At 56.5% G+C, this 6191-nt stretch carries 13 protein-coding genes; all 13 read right to left on the reverse strand.

Annotation, left to right across the window (positions count from 1 at the left end; genetic code table 11):
- Position 1: 1 nt before the first annotated feature.
- The gene (rplN, locus tag ACVWY1_RS18525; RefSeq protein WP_008089810.1) at positions 2 to 370 is read right to left on the reverse strand and encodes a 50S ribosomal protein L14; all 369 of its coding nucleotides are present in this window, start codon (positions 368 to 370) and stop codon (positions 2 to 4) included.
- A 23-nt stretch (positions 371 to 393) separates the two neighbouring features.
- Positions 394 to 660, reverse strand: coding sequence for a 30S ribosomal protein S17 (rpsQ, locus tag ACVWY1_RS18530; protein WP_003255478.1), 267 nt, complete (start codon positions 658 to 660; stop codon positions 394 to 396).
- A 2-nt stretch (positions 661 to 662) separates the two neighbouring features.
- Entirely contained in the window at positions 663 to 854 is a 192-nt protein-coding gene (gene rpmC / locus ACVWY1_RS18535) for a 50S ribosomal protein L29 (protein ID WP_002555481.1), read from the reverse strand.
- Positions 854 to 1267: a 50S ribosomal protein L16 gene (gene rplP / locus ACVWY1_RS18540; protein WP_009397508.1), complete on the reverse strand. Its 414-nt coding sequence runs from the start codon at positions 1265 to 1267 to the stop codon at positions 854 to 856. The genes rpmC and rplP overlap by 1 nt, the downstream gene beginning before the upstream one ends.
- 12 nt (positions 1268 to 1279) lie before the next feature.
- On the reverse strand, positions 1280 to 1966 hold the full coding sequence (rpsC, locus tag ACVWY1_RS18545; protein ID WP_011531889.1) for a 30S ribosomal protein S3: 687 nt from the start codon (positions 1964 to 1966) through the stop codon (positions 1280 to 1282).
- 13 nt (positions 1967 to 1979) lie between these two features.
- The gene (gene rplV / locus ACVWY1_RS18550; protein ID WP_003103908.1) at positions 1980 to 2312 is read right to left on the reverse strand and encodes a 50S ribosomal protein L22; all 333 of its coding nucleotides are present in this window, start codon (positions 2310 to 2312) and stop codon (positions 1980 to 1982) included.
- Between the two features lie 11 nt (positions 2313 to 2323).
- The gene (gene rpsS, locus ACVWY1_RS18555; protein ID WP_003255482.1) at positions 2324 to 2599 is read right to left on the reverse strand and encodes a 30S ribosomal protein S19; all 276 of its coding nucleotides are present in this window, start codon (positions 2597 to 2599) and stop codon (positions 2324 to 2326) included.
- A gap of 16 nt (positions 2600 to 2615) precedes the next feature.
- Positions 2616 to 3440 (reverse strand): 50S ribosomal protein L2, encoded by an 825-nt coding sequence (gene rplB / locus ACVWY1_RS18560; RefSeq protein ID WP_003255483.1) that lies wholly within the window; start codon positions 3438 to 3440, stop codon positions 2616 to 2618.
- A gap of 14 nt (positions 3441 to 3454) precedes the next feature.
- Positions 3455 to 3754, reverse strand: coding sequence for a 50S ribosomal protein L23 (gene rplW, locus ACVWY1_RS18565; RefSeq protein ID WP_003255484.1), 300 nt, complete (start codon positions 3752 to 3754; stop codon positions 3455 to 3457).
- Positions 3751 to 4353, reverse strand: a complete 603-nt coding sequence (rplD, locus tag ACVWY1_RS18570) for a 50S ribosomal protein L4 (RefSeq protein ID WP_003255485.1) — start codon at positions 4351 to 4353, stop codon at positions 3751 to 3753. Before rplD ends, rplW begins: the two co-directional genes overlap by 4 nt.
- Positions 4354 to 4365: 12 nt before the next feature.
- Positions 4366 to 5001 (reverse strand): 50S ribosomal protein L3, encoded by a 636-nt coding sequence (rplC, locus tag ACVWY1_RS18575; protein ID WP_011531887.1) that lies wholly within the window; start codon positions 4999 to 5001, stop codon positions 4366 to 4368.
- Between the two features lie 80 nt (positions 5002 to 5081).
- Complete coding sequence (rpsJ, locus tag ACVWY1_RS18580; protein ID WP_003186070.1) at positions 5082 to 5393, reverse strand: 30S ribosomal protein S10; 312 nt, start codon at positions 5391 to 5393, stop codon at positions 5082 to 5084.
- 141 nt (positions 5394 to 5534) lie between these two features.
- The coding region (locus tag ACVWY1_RS18585) for an EF-Tu C-terminal domain-related protein (protein WP_457378609.1) at positions 5535 to 6191 on the reverse strand (657 nt) is incomplete at its 5' end.

Here is a 6191-nt window from a genome sequence, read left to right on the forward strand (position 1 = left end):
CTTAGAGCACTTCAGGGGCGAGCGAAACGATCTTCATGAACTTCTCGGTACGAAGTTCACGGGTCACTGGCCCGAAGATGCGAGTACCGATCGGCTCTTGCTTGGTGTTCAGCAGAACAGCAGCGTTGCCGTCGAAACGAATGATGGAACCGTCAGCGCGACGTACACCGTGACGGGTACGGACGACAACAGCGGTCATCACCTGGCCTTTTTTGACCTTACCGCGAGGAATTGCTTCCTTGACGGTAACTTTGATGATGTCACCGATACCGGCGTAACGACGGTGGGAACCGCCGAGCACCTTGATGCACATGACGCGACGAGCGCCGCTGTTATCGGCCACATCGAGCATGGATTGAGTCTGAATCATAAAATTTCTCCGACCCCTAGCCCTTAGACTTCAACAGCGCGTTCGAGGACTTCAACCAGTGCCCAGGACTTGGTCTTGGCCAGCGGACGGGTTTCACGGATGGAAACCTTGTCGCCGATCTTGCACTGGTTGGCTTCGTCGTGCGCGTGCAGCTTAGTCGAACGCTTAACGTATTTACCGTAGATCGGGTGCTTTACGCGACGCTCGATCAGAACGGTGATGGTCTTGTCCATTTTGTCGCTGACGACACGGCCAGTCAGCGTACGGACGGTTTTTTCAGCTTCAGCCATGATCACTTACCTGCCTGCTGGTTGAGCACAGTTTTCACGCGAGCGATGTCACGCTTAACTTGCGAGAGCAGGTGCGACTGCCCCAACTGGCCAGTTGCTTTCTGCATGCGCAGATTGAACTGGTCGCGCAGCAAGCCGAGCAGTTGCTCATTCAGTTGCTGTGCGGATTTTTCACGAAGTTCATTCGCTTTCATCACATCACCGTCCGCTTAACAAAGGAGGTGGCGAGTGGCAGCTTTGCAGCAGCCAGGGCGAAAGCTTCGCGCGCCAGCTCTTCAGAAACACCCTCGATCTCGTACAGGACTTTGCCTGGCTGAATCTGGGCAACCCAGTATTCCACGGAACCCTTACCTTTACCCATCCGCACTTCGAGAGGCTTCTTGGTAACCGGCTTGTCCGGGAACACACGGATCCAGATCTTGCCGCCACGCTTAACGTGACGGGTCAGGGCACGACGTGCCGACTCGATCTGGCGAGCGGTGAGACGACCGCGGGCGACAGCTTTCAGAGCGAACTCGCCGAAGCTGACCTTGCTACCGCGCAGTGCCAGACCACGGTTGTGGCCGGTCATCTGCTTGCGGAATTTTGTACGCTTTGGTTGCAACATTTGGCGTACCCCTTACTTAGCAGCTTTTTTACGAGGCGCTGGTGCTTGCGGCTTCAGCTCTTCCTGGCGACCACCAATAACTTCGCCTTTGAAGATCCAAACCTTCACACCGATCACACCGTAGGTGGTGTGAGCTTCGTAGGTGTTGTAGTCGATATCGGCACGCAGGGTGTGCAGGGGCACACGACCTTCGCGATACCACTCGGTACGTGCGATCTCGGCGCCGCCGAGACGACCGCTCACCTGGATCTTGATGCCCTTGGCACCAATACGCATGGCGTTCTGCACGGCGCGCTTCATGGCGCGACGGAACATTACGCGGCGTTCCAGCTGCTGGGCTACGCTCTGAGCAACCAGCATGGCGTCGAGTTCCGGCTTGCGGATCTCTTCGATGTTGATGTGCACAGGCACACCCATCTGCTTGGTCAGGTCCTGACGCAGCTTCTCAACATCTTCACCTTTCTTGCCGATAACGATACCGGGACGAGCGGTGTGGATGGTGATGCGTGCAGTTTGAGCCGGGCGATGAATATCGATACGGCTAACGGACGCGCTTTTTAGTTTGTCTTGGAGGTACTCGCGAGTTTGCAGATCCTTCAGCAGGTAATCTGCGTAAGTCGCGCCGTCTGCGTACCAGACGGAGGTGTGCTCCTTGACGATTCCCAGGCGAATGCCAGTGGGATGTACTTTCTGACCCATCTGATCGACTCCGTTACTTGTCCGCAACCTTGACAGTGATATGGCAAGACCGCTTGACGATGCGATCAGCACGGCCTTTGGCACGTGGCATGATGCGCTTCAGCGAACGCCCTTCGTTGACGAAGACGGTAGAGACCTTCAGGTCATCAACGTCTGCGCCTTCGTTGTGTTCGGCGTTGGCAACGGCCGACTCGAGGACTTTCTTCATGATTTCAGCGGCTTTTTTGCTGCTGAAGGCCAACAGGTTGAGCGCTTCGCCCACCTTCTTCCCGCGGATCTGGTCGGCGACCAAGCGGGCTTTCTGGGCGGAGATGCGAGCGCCCGACAACTTAGCGGCTACTTCCATTTCCTTACCCCTTAACGCTTGGCTTTCTTGTCAGCCACGTGCCCGCGGTAGGTGCGGGTACCGGCGAACTCGCCCAGTTTGTGGCCGACCATGTCTTCGTTCACGAGAACTGGGACGTGTTGGCGACCGTTGTGTACCGCGATGGTCAGACCGACCATTTGTGGCAGGATCATCGAACGGCGCGACCAGGTTTTAACTGGCTTGCGATCGTTCTTCTCCACCGCCACTTCGACCTTCTTCAACAGGTGAAGATCGATAAAAGGACCTTTTTTCAGAGAACGTGGCACTGTCGTATCCCTCTAGTTACTTGCGACGACGGACGATCATGTTGTCGGTACGCTTATTACCACGGGTTTTAGCACCCTTGGTTGGGAAGCCCCATGGCGATACCGGATGACGACCACCGGAGGTACGACCTTCACCACCACCATGCGGGTGGTCAACCGGGTTCATGGCAACACCACGAACGGTTGGGCGAACGCCGCGCCAGCGTTTGGCACCAGCTTTACCCAGCGAACGCAGGCTGTGCTCGGAGTTCGAGACTTCGCCCAGGGTCGCACGGCACTCAGCCAGGACTTTACGCATTTCACCAGAGCGCAGACGCAGGGTCACGTAGACACCTTCGCGAGCGATCAGCTGAGCCGAAGCACCAGCGGAACGAGCGATCTGAGCACCTTTACCCGGCTTCAGTTCGATGCCGTGAATGGTGCTACCTACTGGAATGTTGCGCAGTTGCAGGGAGTTACCGGCCTTGATTGGGGCCAGGGCACCTGCGATCAGCTGGTCGCCAGCACTCACGCCTTTAGGGGCGATGATGTAGCGACGCTCGCCGTCTGCGTAGCACAGCAGGGCGATGTGAGCAGTACGGTTTGGATCGTATTCGATACGCTCGACAGTGGCTGGGATGCCATCTTTGTCGTTGCGACGGAAGTCGACCAGACGGTAGTGCTGCTTATGACCACCACCCACGTGACGCGTGGTGATGCGGCCATTGTTGTTACGACCACCAGACTTCGATTTTTTCTCGATCAGCGGTGCGTGAGGAGCGCCTTTGTGCAGCTCCTTGTTGACCACCTTGACCACGAAACGGCGGCCAGGGGAAGTCGGTTTGCATTTAACGATTGCCATGATGCACCCCTTCCTTACTCAGCACTGCTGCTGAAATCGAGATCTTGGCCTGGCTGAAGGGAGACGATCGCCTTCTTCCAGTCATTACGCTTGCCCAGACCACGTGCGGTACGCTTGGTTTTACCCAGAACGTTAACAGTCGACACGTTTTCAACTTTTACGTTGAACAGGCCTTCGACAGCTTTCTTGATTTCCAGCTTGGTTGCATCGGTAGCAACCTTGAATACGAACTGGCCTTTTTTCTCAGCCAGAACGGTAGCCTTCTCGGAAACGTGCGGGCCAAGGAGGACTTTGAATACGCGTTCCTGGTTCATCCCAGCAGCTCCTCGAATTTCTTCACGGCCGAGACAGTGATCAACACTTTCTCGTATGCGATCAGACTGACCGGGTCGGAACCTTGAACGTCACGTACATCGACGTGCGGCAGGTTACGAGCAGCCAGGTACAGGTTCTGATCAACAGCGTCCGAAACGATCAGTACGTCGCTCAGACCCATGCCGTTCAGCTTGTTCAGCAGATCTTTGGTTTTCGGTGCTTCAACAGCGAAGTCCTGAACCACGACCAGACGGTCGCTACGCACCAGCTCGGCGAGGATGGAGCGCAGGGCTGCGCGGTACATCTTCTTGTTGAGCTTCTGCGAGTGATCTTGAGGACGAGCTGCGAAGGTTACACCACCGCCACGCCAGATCGGACCACGGGTAGTACCGGCACGAGCACGGCCAGTACCTTTCTGACGCCATGGGCGCTTACCGCCACCGGCCACATCAGAACGGGTCTTCTGCTGCTTGGTGCCCTGACGGCCGCCGGCCATGTAGGCCACGACTGCTTGGTGTACCAGCGTCTCGTTGAATTCGCCACCGAAAGTCAGTTCGGAAACTTCGATCGCCTGAGCGTCATTTACATTAAGTTGCATGTCAGTTTCCCCTTACCCGCGAGCCTTGACAGCTGGACGCACAACCACGTCGCCGCCAGTAGCGCCTGGAACGGCACCCTTGATCAGCAGCAGGTTGCGTTCAGCGTCTACGCGTACTACTTCCAGGGACTGCACAGTCACGCGCTCAGCGCCCATGTGACCGGACATTTTCTTGCCCTTGAATACACGACCAGGAGTCTGGCACTGGCCGATGGAGCCAGGGACACGGTGCGATACGGAGTTACCGTGGGTGTTATCTTGACCACGGAAGTTCCAACGCTTGATGGTACCGGCGAAGCCTTTACCTTTGGACTGACCGGTTACGTCTACCAGCTGGCCTGCAGTGAAGAGTTCAGCTTTGATCAGATCGCCAGCCTGGAAATCGCCTTCTTCAAGACGGAACTCCCAGACACCGCGACCAGCGGCAACGTTGGCCTTGGCAAAGTGGCCTGCCTGAGCGGCGGTCACACGCGAAGCACGACGCTCGCCGACAGTGACTTGCACTGCACGGTAGCCATCAGTTTCTTCGGTTTTGAACTGGGTGACGCGATTCGGCTCGATCTCAATGACCGTGACCGGAATGGAGACACCTTCTTCGGTGAAAATACGGGTCATGCCCGCTTTCCGACCGACTACACCAATAGTCATGTTGTAAACCTCATGAGTGTACGGGGCTTTCACCCGCTATGGCCGCCCATTTCAGAGCGTTACACGACCAGACCGAAGTCTTAGCCGAGGCTGATCTGTACTTCCACGCCGGCCGCCAGATCGAGCTTCATCAGCGCGTCAACGGTTTTATCCGTTGGCTGGACGATGTCCAGAACACGCTTATGAGTGCGAATCTCGTACTGGTCACGCGCGTCTTTGTTGACGTGCGGGGAGACCAGAACGGTGAAACGCTCTTTGCGGGTAGGCAGTGGAATTGGACCACGCACTTGTGCACCAGTACGTTTCGCGGTTTCCACGATTTCCTGGGTGGATTGGTCGATCAGGCGATGGTCGAAAGCCTTCAACCTGATACGGATTTGCTGATTTTGCATTGGATTTCAGACTCCAGGCTGTTCCCAACGGACGCACTACGCCCGCTAAAAGGAGGCGTGATTCTATAGACGCCCCAATTTAGTGTCAACCCAATAAAAAAAGCCCCCGCTGAGCGGGGGCTTTTTCAATCGGTCGAGTGATTACTCGATGATTTTGGCTACGACGCCGGCGCCGACGGTACGACCGCCTTCACGGATGGCGAAACGCAGACCGTCTTCCATTGCGATGGTCTTGATCAGGGTGACAGTCATCTGGATGTTGTCACCTGGCATTACCATTTCAACGCCTTCCGGCAGTTCGCAGTTACCGGTCACGTCAGTGGTACGGAAGTAGAACTGAGGACGGTAGCCTTTGAAGAACGGAGTGTGACGGCCGCCTTCTTCCTTCGACAGGACGTAGACTTCTGCGGTGAACTTGGTGTGCGGCTTGACCGAACCTGGCTTGACCAGAACCTGGCCACGCTCAACGTCGTCACGCTTGGTACCACGCAGCAGAACGCCGCAGTTCTCGCCAGCACGACCTTCGTCCAGCAGCTTGCGGAACATCTCAACACCGGTGCAGGTGGTGGTGGTGGTGTCACGCAGACCAACGATTTCCAGGGCGTCCTGAACGCGGACGATACCACGCTCGATACGACCGGTAACAACGGTACCACGACCCGAGATCGAGAATACGTCTTCGATTGGCATCAGGAACGGCTGGTCGATGGCACGAACTGGCTCAGGGATGTAGGCATCCAGAGTTTCTACCAGCTTCTTGACAGCGGTAGTGCCCATTTCGTTGTCGTCTTTGCCTTC

The sequence above is a fragment of the Pseudomonas sp. TE6288 genome (genome assembly GCF_054062095.1).

Coding starts and splice junctions, on each gene's coding strand:
- rplN (WP_008089810.1), bottom strand. CDS start 370: ATGATTCAGACTCAATCCATGCTCGATGTGGCCGATAACAGCGGCGCT.
- rpsQ (WP_003255478.1), bottom strand. CDS start 660: ATGGCTGAAGCTGAAAAAACCGTCCGTACGCTGACTGGCCGTGTCGTC.
- rpmC (WP_002555481.1), bottom strand. CDS start 854: ATGAAAGCGAATGAACTTCGTGAAAAATCCGCACAGCAACTGAATGAG.
- rplP (WP_009397508.1), bottom strand. CDS start 1,267: ATGTTGCAACCAAAGCGTACAAAATTCCGCAAGCAGATGACCGGCCAC.
- rpsC (WP_011531889.1), bottom strand. CDS start 1,966: ATGGGTCAGAAAGTACATCCCACTGGCATTCGCCTGGGAATCGTCAAG.
- rplV (WP_003103908.1), bottom strand. CDS start 2,312: ATGGAAGTAGCCGCTAAGTTGTCGGGCGCTCGCATCTCCGCCCAGAAA.
- rplB (WP_003255483.1), bottom strand. CDS start 3,440: ATGGCAATCGTTAAATGCAAACCGACTTCCCCTGGCCGCCGTTTCGTG.
- rplW (WP_003255484.1), bottom strand. CDS start 3,754: ATGAACCAGGAACGCGTATTCAAAGTCCTCCTTGGCCCGCACGTTTCC.
- rplD (WP_003255485.1), bottom strand. CDS start 4,353: ATGCAACTTAATGTAAATGACGCTCAGGCGATCGAAGTTTCCGAACTG.
- rplC (WP_011531887.1), bottom strand. CDS start 5,001: ATGACTATTGGTGTAGTCGGTCGGAAAGCGGGCATGACCCGTATTTTC.
- rpsJ (WP_003186070.1), bottom strand. CDS start 5,393: ATGCAAAATCAGCAAATCCGTATCAGGTTGAAGGCTTTCGACCATCGC.